Below are 17,834 nucleotides of genomic sequence, written 5' to 3'. Positions count from 1 at the left end.
CAATTCCGGATCGAGTCTTGGGGAGTGGGCTTCTATCCCTTTAAAACCAGTGACATGTCCGGGTATTTCGCGCACATGAAATCGACGAATGCGCGAACCTTCGGAGCAGCAAGGCGCCTGGAGGTGTGCAAAACCCAGAGCTCGGGTTCTACACCCGATACCGTGCCCCACTGGACCAACTCGCCACGGGCAAGCTGGTTCCATGCGATGGACTGTGGAATGAGGGCTGCACCACCGCCAGCGATAGCAGCATCGCGGATCATCAGTAACGAAGAGAACCGCAGCTTGGGGATGGGCTCCAGAACCAAGTGTCCTCCATCGAGTTTCCAGTGGGTGGGCTGGAAACTCGAAACCACGATGCTGGGAACCGGTCTGATCGCACCGGGCATGGGCTTGGGTATTTCAGGCGCAGCCACAACTACCAGCCGGTCCTTGGCGAAGCAGCGGCCGACCAGACTGCTGTCTGGGCTCGGGTTGATCCGGATGGCGACGTCAAATTGTTCCTCGACCAGGTCGACCAGGCGATCCTCCGCCACGACTTCGATTTCGACCTCCGGGTAGGCGGCACAGAATTCGGCGCCGATGCGGCCCATTGCAAGCTGGGAGAACAGGACTGGGGAGGCGACACGCAAGCGTCCGCGAGGCGTCGATACGCCCTCACGGGCCACCGTCATGGCTTCGGCCACCTCGGCCAACGGGCCTTCTGTTCGAGCCATCAGCATTTCGCCGGCTTCGGTGAGCTTCAGGCCGCGAGCGCTGCGCTCGATCAGCCTCACGCCCAGTTGTTCCTCAAGGTCGGAGATTCGGCGCGATAAGGTGGCTTTGGAGATACCGCTCGCACGGCTTGCCTTTCCCAGCCCCTCATTCGTTGCGACGAGTATGAAATCGATCAGAGCGTTCAGGTTCATGGTGTTCCATTTTTGAAACGAAGTGTCTGTATTTTGGTGTCTCTGCTTTACCTGTGCAACAGCATATCTTCTCGTCATCGGAACTCGATACGAGGAATTGTTATGAGCACCATGCAACGTGCTGTACTGATCCGGGCATACGGCGGCGCTGACGCCGCGCAAGTGACCGAGATCGAAAAGCCAGAACCAGGGCAAGGTCAGGTTCTGGTTCGAGTTCGAGCCGCTGGCGTGAACGGCATCGATTGGAAGGTCCGTGAGGGCCATGTGCGAAATGCTTTCCCGCTTCCACTGCCAATAGTACTCGGCGCCGAAATGGCGGGAGTTGTCGAGGCTGTCGGCCCCGGAGCCTCTCGCTTTCGTGTCGGCGATCGAGTCATGGGCGCGGTGGGAGGGCTGGGCGCGTACGCCGAATTCGTGAGCGTCAGTGAAGCGAGCCTTTCCCTTACGCCTGAAAATCTTGATGACGTCCATGCTGCCGCCATACCCGTAGCAGCCTTGGCGGCCTGGAAGAGTCTTCATCACGCAGGACCGATCCATCCAGGCCAGCGAATCCTTATCCATGGCGCGGCAGGGGCGCTGGGCGCCTATGCCGTGCAGTACGCCAAGCGGGCCGCCGCCGAGGTCTTCGCAACTGCGGGCACGGCTGACCTGGATTATGTGCGCAGCCTCGGCGCGGATCATGTCATCGACTATCAATCCCAACGTTTCGAGGACGTCGTCCAGGACATTGACCTGGTACTCGATTACGTCGGGGGTGAGGTACTGGATCGCTCGTGGCAGGTGTTGGCGGAAAACGGCGTGATTGTTGGCACGTCATCACCCGACATTCTGGCGCGCACGCCGGCGAATCGCCGAGGCCTCTGGTTCATGAACAAGCCCGACCCCAAATTGCTGGAGACGCTGGCCCAGGAAATCGCCAGCGGCACGCTGCAGTCCAGGATCGGCAAGGTCGTTGGCTTCGCCGACATCCCTGAGGCCATCGAACGCAATCGCAGCGCTTCACGGACTGGCAAGGTCGTTGCGGACTTCTCTCGCTGACCCACCTAAGTATCCACTGTAGGAGATTCAAAAATGAGCATTCTCGTTATTGGTGCCACGGGCACCATTGGTTCACTCATCACTCAAGGCCTTGCCGACGCGGGCGCCGAGGTCAAAGCGCTAGTGCGCCAATCGGGTAAGCGGGACTTCCCGGCCGGCGTCACTGAAGTTGTTGCAGACCTCACCGATGTACCGTCGATGCACCTCGCGCTGTCGTCGGTGCGGACGCTGTTCCTGCTCAACGCCGTTACGCCCGATGAGTTGACGCAAGCCCTCATCACGCTGAACCTTGCACGCGAGGCTGGCATCGAGCGCCTCGTTTACCTGTCGGTGATTCATGCCGACAAGTTCACCAATGTTCCGCACTTCACCGGCAAGCATACGGTTGAACGCATGATCGAAAGCCTCGACATCCCCGCAACTATCCTGCGTCCGGCTTACTTCATGCAAAACGACCGTATGGTCCAACAGACGATTCAGAACTACTCGGTGTACCCGATGCCGATCGGCTCGGCGGGCGTCTCGATGATTGATGCACGCGATATCGCCGATGTCGCCGTTGCCGAGTTGCTGCGACGCGACAAAGCGTCTTCTGCTCTGGATCGCGTAACCCTGGAGTTGGTTGGACCGCAAGCGCTTACCGGTGCGTCCGTGGCGAAGATCTGGAGTTCCGCACTGGGTCGCGACATTGCCTACGGCAGTGACGATGTGGCGGCCTTCGAAGGACAGCTGGCTTCGTACGGTCCCACCTGGTTGGCCTATGACATGCGCCTGATGATGGCGGGTATCCAGACGTTCGGCATGCATGCGGCTGACGGAACAGTGGACCGGTTAGAGGCCATCATCGGGCACCCGCTGCGCACCTATGAAGACTTCGTTCGCGAAGCCATTGCAGAGGTTTAAACAGCGAGGGCAGTGAGGACGGGGCGTTTGTTTTTGTGTGGGCGACAAACAAAAAATGGCCTTCCAGCCCATTAGCGCCATCAGTTGGCGGCCCCGAGTACGCTAATCGCACGTTTTAGGTTTCAGGCATTCACTGCCAAGGCCATTTCCGCTCTCGCTCCCTCCAGTTGGCGCAGCAGGAATATATGTGGCGCAGGGCATGACGTAGAGCACGTCGGAGTAATCGCCGCTGCCAGAACTGAATTTCATCTGGCAGCCGCACTCGGCCGGCTCACCGTTCACGAACGTTATCTTTTCTTCAGGTATGACTTCGTCCTTGCCGCTATAGCGGCTATGCATTAGAGATGAGAGGGAGGTATCGTCTACCCCGGACAAACAGGCGCTGCGACGCGGTTGTTTGAGCGCTGTCACTCAATACTAAGGATTGATCTTGTGCCGAACTCAGTGACTATCAAGAGAAAGGTATTGTTCGGCGACTGTGATCCGGAGGGGATTGTCTATACACCCAGGTTTTCGTATTTCGTTGTCGAGGCCATTCATGATGCCCTTACAGTCTGGCTTTCCGGTCCCGGATTAAGAACCCTGCTCGGTTTTAATCTACTGCCTCCAGCAAGGGCTTTCTCGCTAGAGTTTCTTCATCCGGTCACTTGGGATGACGAACTTTCCATGAAGGTAAGTGTTTCCAGTATTGGGCTTCACTCGTTCACATTTCTAGTCGAAGGTAATGTAGCGCCAGATGTCATGGCATTTACTTCCAGTCTTACACACGTTTGCATCTCGCCGGTTACCAGGGAAGTTATTGAGGTTCCAGAGCAACTGAGGGCGCTGCTCCAGTCTTGAGCTTGAGCGTTGTAGTCGCTCGGACGAGATTGAGCTGGGCAGGCGACTGTCTTGCGTTCCACAGCCATCCCGATCATCGGCGATTCAGTGTGCGCATCGTTTAATGCTCCTCAAGGCTAGTGCGAGCAATACATCCAGCTCGCCATTGGTAGTGACGAGCACTTAGGGGTCGATATCTGACACGCCTTGATGATTCCTGACGCCGACAATCGGGTGAATTCCTGACACCTTTGAAGCGGCGCGGAGATCGACGATGGCTATCAGTGTTTTTGACTTGTTCAAGATGGGTGTCGGCCCCTCCAGCTCCCATACCGTCGGCCCGATGCGTGCCGGGGCTTTGTTTGTCGAGTATTTTGACCAACGGGGGAGTGGAGCATGCTGCAACTGACCGAGTCTGGCCGGCCACAACCGCCGGTGCTGCGTATTGGCTTCTGGTTGATGGAAGCCTTCGATTTGTATGCCCTTGCCAATGCGCTGGAGCCATTACGCCAGGCCAATCAGTTGGCGGGGTGCAATGTTTGCCAATGGCAAATGCTTAGCCTGGACGGACAGCAACTGAACGCCAGCAACGGCATCGCAACCGCCACTGCACGACTGGATCAGGCACAAATGTTCGATGTATTAATCCTCTGCGGTGGGGATAACCTGCATCTTCGAACTGAAAATCCAGACTTGCTCCAGCAGCTGAACCACTGGGCGAGGCAACCGATCAGCCTGGGGGCGTTGGGTAAGGCCGGTTGGCTACTGGCGCAGATTGGCGCGCTGGATGGTTTCCGCTGCAGTTTGCCGGAGCCCATCCCATCCCTGACCTTTGCTGCTTTGCGCGAGTTGACGCCGGTAGCGGCACCGTTCTGTGTCGATCGCCAACGCCTGACCTGCGTCGGCCCGCAGGCCGTTCAAGGGTTGATGCATGAGCTTCTCGCCCGGACCCACGGGCGTGGTCTGATACTGCGGATGGAAAAACATGCAGCACGCCAGGCCCGGCCGCTACTTCCTTTGCGTGACGCCCCGGAAAAACTTCAAGCAACACTGGCACTGATGAACGAGGACTTGCGCCGAACGCTGGGTATCGACGAACTGGCCGACACCATGGGCATTTCCCGGCGACATCTGGAACGGCTGTTCAAGCGCAGTCTGGGTTGTTCGCCGTCCCGACACTACCTGGACTTGCGGCTGCAACAGGCGCGCCAGTTGTTGCGGGCCGGTGAACATTCCTTGTCAGATGTCGCCGGGGAGTGCGGTTTCGTCTCGGTGCAACATTTCTCGCGCTGCTATCGCCAATACTTCGGAGCACACCCTCGCGATCATATGGGCGCGAGCTTGCTCACGAAGGTGCAGAATCAGCGGGTAGCAATGTTGAACGCACCGGCCACATCGCGAGCAAACACGCTAGCGCACTGACTGCGTTGCCAATGCCTCCGCCAAGCGGCTTTTATCGTGCTTGGCGGGGGCATTTTTGTTTCTGCCGGGGGGATCCGGGACCAGATTCCCAAACAGCGGATATGACCAACTACGGGTCGGATTCGCACAAAAAACCTCACCTTGCATCTGTTCGAATGATCTTCAGCGGCCCGCCAGATTGGCGCCTTCTGTTGCTCAAACAATGACAAGGATAAATGACATGCAAATGCCGAAAACCATCCAGATCAAGAACGGCGAAAAAGTGAATCCGACGTTCTCGGCTCAGGAATATGCCAACCGCCAGGCCAAATTGCGGGCTTATCTGGCGCAGAACAATATCGACGCGGCGGTCTTCACGTCTTATCACAACATCAACTACTACAGCGATTTCCTGTACTGCTCCTTCGGGCGTCAGTACGCGCTGGTCGTGACCCAGGACAGCGCCGTGACCATCAGCGCCAACATTGATGGCGGTCAGCCATGGCGCCGTACCGTCGGCACTGAAAACATCGTCTACACCGACTGGCAGCGCGACAACTACTTCGTCGCGATCCAGCAGGCCTTGCCCAAGGCCGGGCGCATCGGCATCGAGTTCGATCATCTGAACTTGCTCAATCGCGACAAACTCGCCAGCCGCTATCCGCAGGCTGAGCTGGTGGATATCGCCGCACCGTGCATGCGTATGCGCATGATCAAGTCCGCCGAAGAACACGCGATCATTCGCCATGGCGCGCGTATAGCGGACATCGGTGGTGCGGCCATCGTCGAAGCCTTGCGTGATCAGGTTCCAGAATACGAAGTTGCCCTGCATGCCACTCAGGCGATGGTGCGCGAAATTGCCCGCACTTTCCCGGATTCCGAACTGATGGACACCTGGACCTGGTTCCAGTCCGGTATCAACACCGATGGTGCACATAACCCGGTCACGTCGCGCAAGGTCAACAAGGGCGACATCCTCAGCCTTAACTGCTTCCCGATGATTGCCGGTTACTACACCGCACTGGAACGTACCTTGTTCCTGGACCACTGCTCCGATGAGCATCTGCGCTTATGGGAAGTTAACGTTAAAGTGCACGAGGCCGGTTTGAAGCTGATCAAACCAGGCATGCGCTGCTGCGATATCGCGCTGCAATTGAACGAGATTTTCCTGGAACACGATCTGCTGCAATACCGCACCTTCGGCTACGGCCACTCCTTCGGTACGCTGAGCCATTACTACGGGCGCGAAGCCGGGCTGGAATTGCGCGAAGACATCGACACGGTGCTGGAGCCAGGAATGGTGGTGTCCATTGAACCGATGATCATGCTGCCCGAAGGCCTTCCAGGTGCCGGCGGGTATCGTGAACACGACATCCTGATCGTCAACGAACAGGGTGGGGAAAACATCACCAAGTTCCCGTATGGCCCGGAACACAACATCATCAAGAAGTAAGATCCCGCGCCGCACAGTGAACCTGTGCGGCGTTTTGTTTTGACGAGTGGCGAAAAATCTTCCCGGTGGCTGAGATAAACCGGAACAAAACAATGCATGCACACTAAATAGCGCGCAGCATTTACCGAGCCTTGACCCTGCCAAGTAAAACAATAGAGGGTTTTGTCATGTTCTACGCCTCGACTCTTCGTTTCGATCACCACACCTCTGACACCGGAGGTGCCCAATGAGCACCCAAAGCGCAAGCCTGACGCCGACCCTGGCGCAGAAACTTGAACAGACCGCCGAGCGCAAGGCCCTGCGGCGCGCGGCCAGTGCCAGCTTCATGGGCAATTTCGTCGAGTGGTTCGACTATGCGGCCTACGGCTACCTGGCAACCGTCATCGCGCTCACGTTTTTTCCGCAAACCGACAAGACGACCGCGCTACTGGCGACGTTCGCCGTGTTTGCGCTGTCATTTATCGTCCGCCCGCTGGGGGGACTGGTCTGGGGCCACTTCGGTGACAAATACGGGCGGCGTAGTGCGCTGTCCTGGTCGATTCTGATCATGTCGATCTCGACCTTTTGCATCGGCATCCTGCCGACCTACAACCATATCGGCCTGTGGGCACCGGCCTTGTTGTTGCTGATTCGCTTGTTCCAGGGTTTTTCCGCTTCAGGTGAATACGCCGGGGCCTCGGCCTTTCTCGCCGAGTACGCGCCCGAGGGTAAACGCGGTTTGTACACCAGCATTGTCCCGGCGAGTACGGCGGCAGGTTTGCTCTTCGGCGCGGTCTTTGTCGCCGGCCTGCATGCGTGGATGAGTGTCGAGGATTTGCACAGCTGGGGCTGGCGTTTACCCTTTCTGCTGGCAGCGCCATTTGGGCTGGTGGGGCGCTACATCCGCATGAGTCTGCAAGACACGCCCAAGTTCCTGGAGATGGAAAAACGCCTTGAAGCAAAGGAATGCGCAACCCACGCTCCGGTTCGCGAATTGCTGACCGTGCACCGACGCAAAGTGATGATCGGGATCGGCGCGACCTGCCTGAATGCGGTGGCGTTCTACTTGTTGCTCAGCTACATGCCGACCTACCTGTCCACCGAAATGGGTATGAGCGAGAGTGATTCGTTCCTGGCATCCACCGTATCGCTGGCGACCTACATCGGGCTGATCTTTCTGATGGGCAAACTGTCGGATCGGTTCGGGCGCAAAACCATGCTGCTGACCGCTTCAGTATTGTTCTTGGCGCTGACATTTCCGCTGTTCGGGATGTTGGAGAATCAGCCGCTGATGGTGATTCTGATGATCCAGATTGCTTTCGGCGCGATCCTGGCGATGAACGACGGCACCTTGCCGTGCTTCCTCGCCGAGATTTTCCCCACCCGCGTCCGCTTCAGTGGTTTTGCCTTCAGCTTCAACATCGCCAACGCGGTGTTCGGCGGCACCGCGCCGTTTATCGCGACCTGGCTGATTCAACTGACCGGCAACAAAATGGCCCCGGCCTGGTATCTGTTGGCGGCAGCGGCGGTGGCATTGATTGCCATGTTGGCGAGTCGGGAAACGGCGCATAAGGCGTTGCAGGACTGACCCGCCCTCGACATGAAACACAACCGGCCCGCGAGGGTGACATTGCGGACGCCATCGCGGGCAAGCCGGATCGCCGCACCGCCGCTCCCACAGGGGTTTTCAGTGCATAGGGATTGTGTATCCACTCAAGATTCCTGTGGGAGTGGGCTTGCCCCGGGCGGCGTTCCGACGAAGAGGCCAGCCCGGCCAACATCAATGTCGAATCAATGCACCGCCGCTACTTGCTTGCGCTCACCCATCGGCGATACGCCAAAGAAACGGCTGTAGCATTTGGAGAAATGCGCAGGCGAAACGAAGCCGCAGGCGAGGGCGATATCACGTACCTGCGATTCGCTGCGCAGCAATAATTGACGCGCCCGTGCAAGGCGCAACTCCAGGTAGTACTGACTCGGCGTGCGCTGCAGGTGCTTGTGAAACAGGCGTTCGAGCTGGCGCACCGACACCTCGTTCAACCGCGCAAGTTCCTCAAGGCCCACCGGCTCCTCGAGATTGGCTTCCATGATCGCCACCATCTGGCTGAGCTTGGGCTGCGAGGTGCCCAGCTTTTGCCGCAATGGCACACGCTGTTGTTCCTGTGCATTGCGTACCCGATCACACAACAACAACTCGGCCGCATGGGCTGCGATATCGCGACCACCAGGTTCGCGGGCGATCAGCTGCAGGGTCATGTCCATGGAGGCCACGCCACCGGAGCAGGTGTAGCGATCACGGTCCAGCTCGAACAGCTGGTTGGAAATGATGATCCCCGGAAAACGCTCTTTCAGTGCTTCGATGTCTTCCCAGTGAATCGTGCAGCGATAACCCTTGAGTAGATCGGCGCGCGCCAACAAGTGGCTGCCAGTGCAGATCCCGCCCAGTGGTACCTGATCATGCGCCAGCTTGCGTAGCCAATTGAGCAGTGGTCGGCTGCTGTGATTGGAGACGATCGGGTTTGATCCGACAACGAACAGCATGTCGAGTTTGGGTGCATCGGTGATGGTATGGTCAGGCAGGATGCGCATGCCGTTGCTGGCCGTCACCGGCTCCAGGCTGGCGGCGATGATGACCGTGCGGAACATCGGTTTGCGCGCGGCCAGGTTGGCCATGCGCAGTGTTTCCACGGCGGAGGCGAAGCCGATGGTGGTGAAGTTGGGGATGACCAGGAAACCCACGGTTTTCACCGGTCGTTGTTCATTCGCCGAACGTCCTGCGGCGGGTTGCGCCACCCGGAGTTTCGCCATTATTACCGCTCCTCAACTGCATCAGTGACAGGCGCCGCGGCAAGCTGCCGATACGGGCAACGTCATCTCGTTCTTGTGATTGTAAGCCGTGTTTACAGGCTCCAGGATTTTACTGTGTGTGTCCGGTCAATGGACCGTGACGAAAGTCTTATGCACGCAAGATGTCATGAGTCTCGATTGGCCGCAGGGGTGTAGAACACGTGGGGTGTAAGGCATGAGTGATCAACAAAAAAACCGGCCAGCTCCGTGGTGGAGAGCGGCCGGAAAGAGGTGAACGAGGATGAGTGTTGCTATCGTGGGTAGCGGTTCAAGCGTTTTCGGTTCGTGCAATGTCGACGGCTTGCACTGTCTTCTTCCTGGCGTTGAAGATTGCACCCATACAGACGATGGACAGTGTCAGCGCACCCGTCGCAACAACTTCCATGCGATGCTGCGGCAAGATCAGCATGACCACCAGGATGCTCAAGATGCAGGCAATGACCAGGTAGCTGAGCCAGGGGAAAAACCACATCTTGAACGCGATCGGTTGCCGCGAAGCATTCATCTTCTTGCGCAGTACCAGTTGCGAAACAGCGATGACCAGATAGACCAGCAGCGCAACGGCACCGGAGCTGGCCAGGAGGAAGGAGAAGACTTCGTTGGGCGCAAAGTAATTGAGTGCCGTGGTCAGAAAACCGACCGCTGTGCTGGCCAGCACAGCGATATAAGGCACCCCTGAAGACGACGTCTTCTGCAGCAATCGAGGGCCATCACCGCGTTTGCTCAGGGAGTAGACCATGCGTGACGCGGTATAGATGGCTGAGTTGAGGCAGCTGGCTACAGCAATCAGCACGACGATATCGACGATCATTTTCGCGTGTGGAATGTTCATCAACTCGAGCGCCCTCTGATAAGAGCCGACTTCCATGAGCATGGGGTCGTTCCAGGGGACGATGGAGATGATGAGGAATACCGAGACGATATAGAAAATCCCCATTCGCCAGACGACGGAGTTGGTCGCGCGGGTGATCTGTTTGGCGGGGTTTTGCGATTCGGCAGCGGCAATGGTGACGATTTCCGTGCCCATGAAGCTGAACACGGTAGTGAGCATCGCGCCGATGACGGCGGTCATGCCATTGGGCATGAAACCACCGAACTCATGACTTAGTTGAACGACTCCACTCACCGTCGTATCCGGTAATCCGCCCACCAGGGCAAGCGCGCCAAGCGCGATAAACCCCAGAACCGCGATGACTTTGAGCATGGCGAACCAGAACTCGAACTCTCCGTACCGGGCGACACTGAACAGGTTGGTCAATGTCAGCAGGCCGGTGACCGCTATGGCGAACTCCCAGGTCTGAATGGCGGGAAACCAGGCGTGCAGGATGGCGGCAGCGGCGATGGCTTCAATCGGAATGACCAGTACCCAGAACCACCAGTACAGCCAGCCGATGGTGAAGCCGGCGCTGCGTCCCATCGCCCGCTCGGCGTAGGTCGAAAACGATCCTGTATCGGGCGACGCTACGGCCATCTCTCCCAGCATGCGCATCACCAGCACGACCAGGGTGCCGGAAAAAATGTACGCCAGGATGGCGGCCGGCCCCGCCGAGGCGATGGCGTGTCCTGAACCGATGAACAGGCCTGCGCCAATGGCACCGGCAATGGACAGCATGGTGACGTGACGCTGCTTGAGGCCTGGGGCCAAGGTTGAGCTGCTGGACATGAGACTTACCCTTTTTTTGTTCTACTTGGGGAGGGTGAAGCATTACCGCGGGATATTTGTTTCGGCACGTCCGGGTGCTCTTCAGGTGTCCAATTCAAAGGCCTCGCGCACCGCGGCGCTGATGCCCGAGATACAAACGTCGAGAATCAGCTCGCCTTTCTCGCGACTGGAACCTTTAGGCGATGACAGGGTTCCGCAGGCCGGCGTGCGCTCCGCGATGATGGGAAACACGTCGTAAGGTGGGAAGGTCGCGGGAGGATGATCGACCGCACGACTCAGATCGACCTTGTCGGGGTGCAGGGCCAGCATCAAAGAGGTTTCGAAAATACCGCCATGCTCGATATCCCAGCCGAGGAATCCCTCGGGATATAGCTTTTCGATGACCGCAGGATCGTTGACGAAGTCCCAATAGGACAGCACGACGACCTTGAAGTCACTGATGCCACCGTAGCGAAGCTCCCGAAGGGCAAGGTCTATGCCCTCGACAATGAACATCGAGTTTTCAAAGTGCCCGTTCATCATCACCAGTTTGCGTGCGCCATGGCGTGCAAGTTCTCTGATGATGTCCTGCACGGTATGGGTCAGCGTGGCGCCATCGAGGCTGGTTGTTCCCGGGAAGTGGTTGCCGCCGCCTGATTTCTGCTGAGACTTGTAGCCATAGGCGAGGGCAGGCAAGACCAGGCCGCTGACGTTCTGCGCTACCGCCTTGCATATCGCGGTAGGCAGCAGTACATCGACTTCCATGCACATGTGATGTCCATGCTGTTCCAGTGCACCCACGGGCAGAAAGATCGGGCTGCCGGCAGCGACCTTCTCTGCATACGCAGGCCAGGTGAGTTCTCCAATAACGACACTGTTGTTCATCTACACACCCTCTGAAAGTGTTTGACCGTTGGTAATTTTCAACCGGTGGTTGGGGGCGTTTGCCTATCGTCTGACCGACCTTGCGGATTGCAGGAGTCGAAGGTGGCGCGTGAATCAATTCGATCAGAGGGGGAGGGTGCAGAATTGTCTGAATCCGACCCGTAAATGACAAAACACCCTCTGATTTGTCATTTCTGTCCGGTTATCGGATTGGGGCTCGTCGCTTTTGCGTGAAAAGGGGCATGAGTCGGATCTGACAAAGTCCAGGTCGAGCGCGCACAAAAACGGGTGATGGCGACCTGCTGCAATGCATCCAGCCAGCGAATGATGCTGTGGTTGGCAGCGATAGCAGGCAGCAGGCAAGAGCAAAAGGATGAGACGGACAGGAGCAGTTTTCATCAGAGCCACTTTCCATCACCAGGCGAGACAATAATGAAAAATCGCATCGACCTTTCACGCCGTACATTCCTCAAGACCTCCAGCATCCTGGCAGGCACCGCAGCGCTTTCTGGTTTGCTGCCCTTGAGAAGCTTCGCCGCAGCGGAAAAAGAACTGGTCATACTCGCATGGGCCGGACACGCAGAGCCGGACATCGTCGCTGAGTTCGAGCGCAAATATGGGGTCAAGGTCCGGGCCAAGTACTACACCGGCGGCGACAACATGCTGGGGTTGATCTCTCAGTCCCCGCCCGGCACTTTCGACCTGATCCTGTCCGACGCCGAATATGTCCAGCAACTCAATGCCGCCGAGTACATCGAGCAACTTGACCCCGCTGACTACCCCTTCGATGACTTCTACCCAGAGTTCCAGCATTTTCCCGGCCACTGGCAGGGGGACAAGCTCTACTCGGTCCTGATTCGCTTTGGCTTCCTCGGTATCGCCTACAACACCCGACTCGTTCCCGAAGCCAAGGTGCACAGCTATGACGTGTTCTGGGACGAAAGCCTCAAGGGCAAGGTTGGACACTTCGACTGGCACTTGCCGAATCTCGGACAGATCAGCTTGATGAATGGCAACGCGCGCCCGTACGACATCGATACCGCGCACTGGCAAACGGTGCAGCAGAAGATGATGAGCCTGCGTGCGCAAATCGGCGGCTTCTTCGATTACGGCGGAACCTTTTCTTCACTGAAAAATGGTCAGATCCATGCCATGTGCGGCATCGGCGACTGGATCACCGGTGTCTTGCAACGTGCCGGCGCACCGGTGAAAACCGTATTGCCGAAGGAGGGCGGGTTGCAATGGACGGAGTCTTACTGCATCGCTAAAAAAGCACACAGCCCGGAACTGGCGAAGAAGTTCATCCAATACATCACCTCACCCGAAGGCCAGGTCAAGTCGGCGAAGATGGCCGCTTATCCAGCGCTGATCCCGAGCAAAAAGGGCTGGGAACTGCTCAACCAGACCGATCCCGCCGAGGCGAAGCGCCAAGGCATGCTGCTCGGTCAGCGCAACGTCATGGATGACATACGCGATGGTCGTATCAAGTACCGCGAACTCCCGGTCCGGCAGAGTCTGGATGAGTGGAATGACTTCTGGTCGCAATACAAGGGTGCTTGACGAGACGAGTGGAGGTGGTCGCTATGATTTCAGACAAGTTGAAGGCTTCGCCGTCAGGGCTTTCGGGAAATACCGATGCCCAAACGCAGCATCCCGGCAAGAAGGTGTGGCGCTTGCCGTTGTTTGGCCTGTGTTTCTCGATGCCAATCCTGATCTGGCAATTGATTTTCTTCGTATTCCCGCTGGCGTTTCTGGTGGCCATCAGCTTTTGGCTTGTACGTAACTTCCGGATGGTGCCGACGTTCGAATGGCTCAACTGGAGCTACATGTTCAGCCGCGGCTTCTTTTGGGATGCCTACGTCCATACCCTCGCCATGGCGGCGGGTGCCACTGTGCTGGTCAGCCTGGTGGCCTTTCCCTGCGCTTATACGATCGCCTTCAAGTTTCGCGAGTCGGCAAAGCAGCTGCTGGTGTTGCTGCTGGTCACGCCGTTCTTCACCAGCTACCTGGTGCGCACCTATTCATGGCAGGTGTTCCTCAGCGATAACGGCATCTTCAATGCCGCGCTCGGTCTGCTCGGGCTGGAGCCGTTTACCATGCTCAATACAGCGTTCGGTACTTATATTGGCTACTTCACGCTGTGTCTGCCATTGGTGGTTTTGCTGCAACTGTTCAGCCTGATGTACATCGACAGTTCATTGATCGAGGCGGCGCACAACCTCGGCTGCGGACGATTGCGAACGGTGCTGCTGGTGGTGGTGCCGTCGGCGCGGATCGGCATCGTGGTTGCGGCGCTGTTCTGCTTCATCCTGACCTTCGGCGACTTTGTCAGCCCGCTCTACCTGGGTGGTGGTCAGCCGCCGACCTTGAGTACGCTGATCACGGACACCACCAAGTCCGGCCAGCAATGGCCACGCGCGGCGGTGATCGCAACGATGATGATCGTGACGTTGCTCATCGCCGCTTTTGGTGCGGTTCGTTTCGCTTACCGGAGGCGCGCATGAACGAGCATCGGTTGATCAACTTCTTGCTTCGCAGCTTTGTCGTCATGGTGTTCCTCTTCATCTTTTTGCCGATTGCCGGCAGCTTCGTGTTCTCGTTCAGCATTGACCGTTTCCCTTCCTTGCCACTGGGCGGTTTCAGCCTGCACTGGTACGAGACGATCGCCAGCGATCCGGCGGTCTGGCAGGCATTCAGGAACAGCCTGACGGTGGGTGTGGTCGTGTCGCTGGTATCAACCCTGCTTGGGTTTACGGCGGCTTACACAGACTTCCGTTACCAGTTCTTCGGCAAGTCGATCTACATGGCGCTTGCGCTACTGCCGCCCACCATTCCGGTGGTGATCATGGGGCTGGCGATGCTGGCTTTCCTGTCGCGGGTCGGGCTATCCGGCGAGATCTACGCGGTGATGATCAGCCATGTCGTGATGTGCGCACCGTTCGCCATGGCGGTCATCAGGATGCGCCTGGCGCAGATGGATCCGAACATCGAGGCGGCGGCCTGGAACCTGGGGGCCAATCAATGGAAGGCCATGCGTCATGTGATCCTGCCATTCACGGCGCCGAGCATTTTCGCCGCGCTGTTCGTGACCATGGCCGTTTCCTTCGATGAGTTCGCTGTCGCCTGGTTCGTGTCGGGGCTTAACGAAACGGTGCCCGTGCGCATCCTCAATACGCTGCAAGGGCAGGTGAGCCCGACCATCAACGCGATCGGCACCATCGTCTTCATCACGACCATGACCCTAGTGATCCTCGCGCAACTGCTGTTGATGCGGCGGCGTAAGCCCGCCAGTGCCTGATACCACCCTGACAATCATCCGAACACGAAGGATTCAGCCATGACTCAACCGTTGGTGGTATTCGACAACGTGGTTAAACATTTCGATAGCTATCAGGCCGTCGAACGTATGAGCCTGGAGATTTACAAAGGTGAGTTCGTCGCGATCATGGGGTCGAGCGGCTGCGGCAAGACCACAACGCTGCGCATGCTCGCGGGGCTGGATAAACCCAGTGAAGGCGAAATTCGTCTTAACGGTGAGCGCATCAATGATCTCTACTCCTGGGAACGGGAGACGCCGCTGGTCTGGCAAAACCTGGCGCTGTTCCCGTTTCTTGACGTGCTGGAGAACGTCGAGTTCGGTCTGCGAATGAGAGGGATGGCCAAGGCTGAGCGACGCAAGAAGGCGCTACTGTGGCTTGAACGGCTTGGATTGGAGGAGTTCGCCACTCGCGATATAAGCCTGCTCTCCGGTGGCCAGCGGCAACGCGTGGCGTTGGCACGCTCGTTGGTCACCGAACCGCCGATCCTGCTGCTCGACGAGCCCCTGAGCGCCCTCGACGCTCATCTGAGTGTGCGCATGCAAGGCGTGCTGACTGGACTGCAGAAGGACCTGGGTATCACCTTTGTCTACGTCACTCACAGTCAATCCGAAGCCTTTGCAATGGCCGATCGTGTAGTGATCATGAGTCGCGGCCGGGTCGAACAGATCGGCTCGCCGCAGGACGTTTTCCTTGAGCCTCACAACCGCTTCGTTGCCGGGTTCGTTGGCGGTAAAAACATCCTTGATTGCACCGTCGTTGGCTTCGACGATAGCGGGTTGGTTTGCCTCGATTCGGAGCACGGTGGATTCCTGGCGCGGCTGCCTGAGGGTAAAACGGTTGTTCCCGCTGAGCGCGTTACAGTCTGCGTCAGCGCCGAGCATATCGACCTGACCGCGCAGCCTATGCGACGCAACCGGCTGAACTGCACCGTCGTCGGTGAAGAGTTCATCGGCTCGATGGTCAACATCTATCTCGAAGCCAGCGGCGGGCTTGAGTTGCAGGTGCAGAAACGGCATGCCGATTACAACTTGCCTGGCGTGCACTGCGGGCAAAAAATCTTCGCCGAGTGGGATGGCGCGCATGCGCTGATTCTGCGTGGGGACTGACTCGCTGGTTTGTAACCAGGCATTGATAATGCAAGCGCACCACTTGAATCAGCAGTGGGCCAATGGTTTGCAGGTAACTATCCGGCTGGCATCAATTGCAATCAGCAACTCGGGTTCTTCGAGGATGATTTTGGTCGATGAAATGGATTTCCCCTATTTTTCCCCCCACAAAAACGTCGGCTCTTGATGGCCGTCACTGGACTCTCGTAGAGCAGAACACTGCTGGAGCTCAAGTAAGTACTTGCAGCTTCAATAGCGGCTGACTTTGAAGGGGAGGGGAATGGTGTTACTTGAGGGCAGACGCAGAGATTTTGGAGTAAGTGTCGATATCAGTTGTGGCAAGCAGGCAGCGGCCATCTTTGAATTTTGCGTAGAAAGTTATTTCCTTTTCTTTGTCACTTAGCCACCAGCCCGCAACCAGTCCAACCGGACCTAAAAGCAATGCTCCAGCCAGGCTCCATCGAATAACGCTTCCTTTCTTATTAACTATTTCCTCGGTTGCTGTTTCTAAAGTTTCTATTTTTGAAAGGGGTATTTTTATTTTAAGGGAAGGTTTTACTGCGGATTTTAAAATGAACAGTCCAGATTGAAATTCAGCAGCACCTGTCAGAAAGTCACCGGATATTACCGTTATCTTCGACATGGTGTTTCTCTTCTGATCAGGTTTAGCCAGCTGACTACTGGGCTCCAAAGGTCTCTGTCAGTCAATCGACTTACGACAAAAGGTGAGACCGACAGTCACCCCATCGATACCAGATCCTGGGCATTCACAACCGTCATGCCGAGGCGGTCGGCGATCAGCACTTCCAGTCGTGCACCTTTCGAATGCTCCCAGCCAGGGAGCGTGGCCACGGTGTTGCAGTCCATCAGGGCGGCGATGTCGCGGCGCATGCAGTCGCTTTGATGTATTGGTTTGCAGTTGTCTCTTTACGTTGTATACGGAAATTCATATATTCGATAAACCGTATATGAGCTGAGGCTTCACAATGACTGGCAAAGCCCGTGTCCTCCTTCACGAAATTCATGAGCGCATCAAGATGTTCGTCTTGGTCAAAAACAAACACTGAGAACTGATATGGCTGACCATCTGACACCGACTACTGTTTTCAAATGCCTGGCTGACGATACTCGGGTCCGCACGATGATGCTCATCACCCGTGAAGGAGAGCTATGTGTTTGCGAGCTGACCTGCGCGCTGAACGAGAGTCAGCCAAAAATCTCCAGGCACCTCGCACAACTGAGAACCTGTGGCCTGTTGGCGGACCGTCGGCAAGGCCAATGGGTCTATTACCGACTGCACCCCAATCTGCCGGATTGGGTTCATCAAGTGCTGACCACTGCACTGGAAAGCAACAAGCATTGGTTGAGTCCTGATGCCAAACGCCTTGATGAGATGGGCGACCGTCCCGAACGGGCACTCGCCTGCTGTGAAAGCCAGATCGCCTGATTCCGCCTTCGACCCTGCCCATATCGACTACATCGGCCAGTTCGACACCCAGTCGAACGCCCACTGACAACAGATACAGAGCACAA

The 17,834-nt window shown here is 57.2% G+C and carries 17 protein-coding genes and 2 pseudogenes; 13 read left to right on the top strand and 6 right to left on the bottom strand.

All coding sequences use genetic code 11. From position 1 onward, the window contains the following. Positions 1-32: 32 nt before the first annotated feature. A complete protein-coding gene (locus tag AC1DRN_RS05730; protein ID WP_223457282.1) occupies positions 33-908 on the bottom strand; it encodes a LysR family transcriptional regulator in 876 nt (291 codons plus the stop codon). A 102-nt stretch (positions 909-1,010) separates the two neighbouring features. Between AC1DRN_RS05730 and AC1DRN_RS05725 the strand changes: the two are divergent. From AC1DRN_RS05725 to AC1DRN_RS05690, 8 genes and pseudogenes are all read left to right on the top strand, one after another. Then, a pseudogene (locus AC1DRN_RS05725) lies at positions 1,011-1,295 on the top strand (alcohol dehydrogenase catalytic domain-containing protein); the annotation flags it as partial. 108 nt (positions 1,296-1,403) lie between these two features. Next, positions 1,404-1,946, top strand: a complete 543-nt coding sequence (locus tag AC1DRN_RS05720) for a zinc-binding dehydrogenase (RefSeq protein WP_223457353.1) — start codon at positions 1,404-1,406, stop codon at positions 1,944-1,946. Positions 1,947-1,979: 33 nt separating this feature from the next. Beyond that, positions 1,980-2,849, top strand: coding sequence for an NmrA/HSCARG family protein (locus tag AC1DRN_RS05715; RefSeq protein WP_223457284.1), 870 nt, complete (start codon positions 1,980-1,982; stop codon positions 2,847-2,849). Between the two features lie 432 nt (positions 2,850-3,281). Then, a complete protein-coding gene (locus AC1DRN_RS05710; protein WP_108217673.1) occupies positions 3,282-3,689 on the top strand; it encodes an acyl-CoA thioesterase in 408 nt (135 codons plus the stop codon). Positions 3,690-3,942: 253 nt separating this feature from the next. Next, positions 3,943-4,053: pseudogene (locus AC1DRN_RS05705) on the top strand (serine dehydratase beta chain); the annotation flags it as partial. An 11-nt stretch (positions 4,054-4,064) separates the two neighbouring features. Beyond that, positions 4,065-5,090, top strand: a complete 1,026-nt coding sequence (locus AC1DRN_RS05700) for a GlxA family transcriptional regulator (protein ID WP_223457287.1) — start codon at positions 4,065-4,067, stop codon at positions 5,088-5,090. Between the two features lie 220 nt (positions 5,091-5,310). Next, positions 5,311-6,522, top strand: coding sequence for a M24 family metallopeptidase (locus AC1DRN_RS05695; RefSeq protein ID WP_108217669.1), 1,212 nt, complete (start codon positions 5,311-5,313; stop codon positions 6,520-6,522). A gap of 226 nt (positions 6,523-6,748) precedes the next feature. Next, positions 6,749-8,089 (top strand): MFS transporter, encoded by a 1,341-nt coding sequence (locus AC1DRN_RS05690; protein ID WP_223457289.1) that lies wholly within the window; start codon positions 6,749-6,751, stop codon positions 8,087-8,089. 203 nt (positions 8,090-8,292) lie between these two features. Here AC1DRN_RS05690 and AC1DRN_RS05685 read toward each other — a convergent pair whose 3' ends face one another. The 3 genes from AC1DRN_RS05685 to AC1DRN_RS05675 form a co-directional block, all read right to left on the bottom strand. After that, positions 8,293-9,309: a GlxA family transcriptional regulator gene (locus AC1DRN_RS05685; protein ID WP_223457291.1), complete on the bottom strand. Its 1,017-nt coding sequence runs from the start codon at positions 9,307-9,309 to the stop codon at positions 8,293-8,295. A 307-nt stretch (positions 9,310-9,616) separates the two neighbouring features. Continuing rightward, positions 9,617-11,011, bottom strand: a complete 1,395-nt coding sequence (gene gabP / locus AC1DRN_RS05680) for a GABA permease (RefSeq protein WP_223457293.1) — start codon at positions 11,009-11,011, stop codon at positions 9,617-9,619. An 81-nt stretch (positions 11,012-11,092) separates the two neighbouring features. Beyond that, complete coding sequence (locus AC1DRN_RS05675; RefSeq protein WP_223457296.1) at positions 11,093-11,875, bottom strand: creatininase; 783 nt, start codon at positions 11,873-11,875, stop codon at positions 11,093-11,095. Positions 11,876-12,307: 432 nt separating this feature from the next. Here AC1DRN_RS05675 and AC1DRN_RS05670 point away from each other — a divergent pair, with 432 nt between their 5' ends. The 4 genes from AC1DRN_RS05670 to AC1DRN_RS05655 are packed head-to-tail and all read left to right on the top strand — an operon-like array spanning position 12,308 to position 16,301. Beyond that, positions 12,308-13,435, top strand: a complete 1,128-nt coding sequence (locus tag AC1DRN_RS05670; protein ID WP_223457299.1) for an extracellular solute-binding protein — start codon at positions 12,308-12,310, stop codon at positions 13,433-13,435. A 23-nt stretch (positions 13,436-13,458) separates the two neighbouring features. Continuing rightward, complete coding sequence (locus tag AC1DRN_RS05665) at positions 13,459-14,379, top strand: ABC transporter permease (protein WP_223457301.1); 921 nt, start codon at positions 13,459-13,461, stop codon at positions 14,377-14,379. Next, positions 14,376-15,173: an ABC transporter permease gene (locus tag AC1DRN_RS05660; RefSeq protein ID WP_223457303.1), complete on the top strand. Its 798-nt coding sequence runs from the start codon at positions 14,376-14,378 to the stop codon at positions 15,171-15,173. Before AC1DRN_RS05665 ends, AC1DRN_RS05660 begins: the two co-directional genes overlap by 4 nt. 39 nt (positions 15,174-15,212) lie before the next feature. Then, entirely contained in the window at positions 15,213-16,301 is a 1,089-nt protein-coding gene (locus AC1DRN_RS05655) for an ABC transporter ATP-binding protein (RefSeq protein WP_223457305.1), read from the top strand. 286 nt (positions 16,302-16,587) lie between these two features. Here AC1DRN_RS05655 and AC1DRN_RS05650 read toward each other — a convergent pair whose 3' ends face one another. Together AC1DRN_RS05650 and AC1DRN_RS05645 are read right to left on the bottom strand one after the other, a co-directional pair. Continuing rightward, positions 16,588-16,944 (bottom strand): hypothetical protein, encoded by a 357-nt coding sequence (locus tag AC1DRN_RS05650; RefSeq protein ID WP_223457307.1) that lies wholly within the window; start codon positions 16,942-16,944, stop codon positions 16,588-16,590. A gap of 95 nt (positions 16,945-17,039) precedes the next feature. After that, positions 17,040-17,192, bottom strand: coding sequence for a DUF4406 domain-containing protein (locus AC1DRN_RS05645; RefSeq protein ID WP_223457309.1), 153 nt, complete (start codon positions 17,190-17,192; stop codon positions 17,040-17,042). 184 nt (positions 17,193-17,376) lie between these two features. Between AC1DRN_RS05645 and AC1DRN_RS05640 the strand changes: the two genes are divergently transcribed. Beyond that, positions 17,377-17,748 (top strand): metalloregulator ArsR/SmtB family transcription factor, encoded by a 372-nt coding sequence (locus tag AC1DRN_RS05640; protein ID WP_223457311.1) that lies wholly within the window; start codon positions 17,377-17,379, stop codon positions 17,746-17,748. The last annotated feature ends 86 nt before the right edge of the window (positions 17,749-17,834 follow it).

Source organism: Pseudomonas sp. P5_B3 (assembly GCF_056400405.1).
This window is presented reverse-complemented; position numbering and strand designations above follow the sequence as displayed.

Excerpts from the sequence above, each read along its gene's own strand:
- AC1DRN_RS05690 (WP_223457289.1), top strand. The coding sequence starts at position 6,749 with ATGAGCACCCAAAGCGCAAGCCTGACGCCGACCCTGGCGCAGAAACTT.
- AC1DRN_RS05670 (WP_223457299.1), top strand. The coding sequence starts at position 12,308 with ATGAAAAATCGCATCGACCTTTCACGCCGTACATTCCTCAAGACCTCC.
- AC1DRN_RS05675 (WP_223457296.1), bottom strand. The coding sequence starts at position 11,875 with ATGAACAACAGTGTCGTTATTGGAGAACTCACCTGGCCTGCGTATGCA.
- AC1DRN_RS05715 (WP_223457284.1), top strand. The coding sequence starts at position 1,980 with ATGAGCATTCTCGTTATTGGTGCCACGGGCACCATTGGTTCACTCATC.
- AC1DRN_RS05730 (WP_223457282.1), bottom strand. The coding sequence starts at position 908 with ATGAACCTGAACGCTCTGATCGATTTCATACTCGTCGCAACGAATGAG.
- AC1DRN_RS05650 (WP_223457307.1), bottom strand. The coding sequence starts at position 16,944 with ATGTCGAAGATAACGGTAATATCCGGTGACTTTCTGACAGGTGCTGCT.
- gabP (WP_223457293.1), bottom strand. The coding sequence starts at position 11,011 with ATGTCCAGCAGCTCAACCTTGGCCCCAGGCCTCAAGCAGCGTCACGTC.
- AC1DRN_RS05665 (WP_223457301.1), top strand. The coding sequence starts at position 13,459 with ATGATTTCAGACAAGTTGAAGGCTTCGCCGTCAGGGCTTTCGGGAAAT.
- AC1DRN_RS05660 (WP_223457303.1), top strand. The coding sequence starts at position 14,376 with ATGAACGAGCATCGGTTGATCAACTTCTTGCTTCGCAGCTTTGTCGTC.
- AC1DRN_RS05700 (WP_223457287.1), top strand. The coding sequence starts at position 4,065 with ATGCTGCAACTGACCGAGTCTGGCCGGCCACAACCGCCGGTGCTGCGT.
- AC1DRN_RS05685 (WP_223457291.1), bottom strand. The coding sequence starts at position 9,309 with ATGGCGAAACTCCGGGTGGCGCAACCCGCCGCAGGACGTTCGGCGAAT.
- AC1DRN_RS05655 (WP_223457305.1), top strand. The coding sequence starts at position 15,213 with ATGACTCAACCGTTGGTGGTATTCGACAACGTGGTTAAACATTTCGAT.
- AC1DRN_RS05695 (WP_108217669.1), top strand. The coding sequence starts at position 5,311 with ATGCAAATGCCGAAAACCATCCAGATCAAGAACGGCGAAAAAGTGAAT.
- AC1DRN_RS05640 (WP_223457311.1), top strand. The coding sequence starts at position 17,377 with ATGGCTGACCATCTGACACCGACTACTGTTTTCAAATGCCTGGCTGAC.
- AC1DRN_RS05645 (WP_223457309.1), bottom strand. The coding sequence starts at position 17,192 with ATGCGCCGCGACATCGCCGCCCTGATGGACTGCAACACCGTGGCCACG.